The sequence below is a fragment of the Endozoicomonas sp. ONNA1 genome (genome assembly GCF_024606325.1).
Classification (GTDB): domain Bacteria; phylum Pseudomonadota; class Gammaproteobacteria; order Pseudomonadales; family Endozoicomonadaceae; genus Endozoicomonas_A.
The window spans coordinates 1-1,377 of the sequence record NZ_JAHHPN010000391.1 but is presented as its reverse complement, the minus strand read 5'-3'; the positions used below and the strand labels follow the sequence as shown (position 1 = coordinate 1,377).

The window sequence follows — 1,377 nt, the reverse complement described above, 5'->3', positions numbered from 1 at the left end:
GCTTAATATGGTGGATGCCGCTTTTATTAATGCAAACCTCGGAGTGCACGTCTGCACCATAGCAATGCTGGAACAGGCCGAGGGAGGCAAGGGCCGTACACTTCGGCTCGACATCTCTGATCATTTTTCCCAAGACGAGGAAAACAAACACTTACAGGGCAAATTGAAACGCTTCTGGTTTTTGGTCCAGACACTCCGTTGTGCATCGATTGATAGAAGTTCACGGCCAATGTCGATCAGTTTCAATCAAAACGCGGGGAAAATGACCATAGAATACACTCAGGTTGATACCACCTTACAATTACAGATGGGCTTTGTGAAATTGATAACTGTCCTGAGAGGACTGCCCTCGATGGATATATCAATCAACAATTTTAATCGCGGAAACAATACTGATAAGTGGTATTTTGAAACCCTGGTTAAAAAGTGCCAAAACGGGTTGAACGACGCCGTAAATAGCTGGATATTCAAACATTGCCTGGTATTGGATGTCATCAAAAGCCGCAATATACCCTCATATTTCTATGATTTTGCGTTCCTTGATTTTCTGGACGGCGAATACAGGTTATTCCATGGAATGGTCCAACAAGCTGATGATTTTCTTGAGACAACCCAAGGCTCGGCCAGAGGTTCAGATCTTCGTCAAATATTGACTGCTGCTACCGAACACCTTCAGTCAAATTATGCTGCAAGAATGACAAAAGAACTGCTAGCTCACATGGCCATTGAAACCCATTCTCCAAAGATTTTTATTCTACTCTTGCGTGAGGACTTTGATATAGATCACGATAGGGATCTGGTGCTTTTCCTGGTGCAACAAAACCCACACATATTCAGATATATTTCCGACGAATTCAAGGATGATATTGAAATGGCCAAATCTGCAATAGGACAGCAAGGGCTGTTATTAAAATATGCCAGCGATCGTTTCAAAAAAGATAAAGTGCTGGTAATGCTTGCCATTAAAAGTGATGGCTGTGCACTAAAGTATGCCGGTACGGATCTCAAAAATGACCCTGATGTAGTTGTGGCGGCTACCAGAAGACATTTTGATGCCTTTCACTATGCCGGGCAGACAGTAAAAAACAATAAAACCCTCTTGAGAATACTCATTAAGGAAAACCCTAAGGTCATGGACTTTGCTCCTGAGTCCCTTAAAAACGACAAGGACTTTGTTCTGCCACTGCTATCAAGAGATGTCCCCATTTACGAATACCTTAGCGACAGACTGAAATCTGACCCGGATATTCAAGCTGCAGCCCGGAACCAGGACGCCTGATTCAGGCAATAACGCAACAGGCTCTTCCCTTATGTGGCAAAACACCCGCTGTGTCAGGATAGATGTCGCCTCTTTTGATTCATGACTCTCAATAATTG

1 protein-coding gene is annotated in these 1,377 nt (G+C 43.4%); it reads left to right on the top strand.

The genetic code is table 11. The features are described 5' to 3' along the window. A partial coding sequence (locus KDK19_RS09035) for a DUF4116 domain-containing protein (protein ID WP_257291776.1) occupies window positions 1–1,279 on the top strand: 1,279 nt, incomplete at its 5' end. Window positions 1,280–1,377 lie beyond the last annotated feature (98 nt).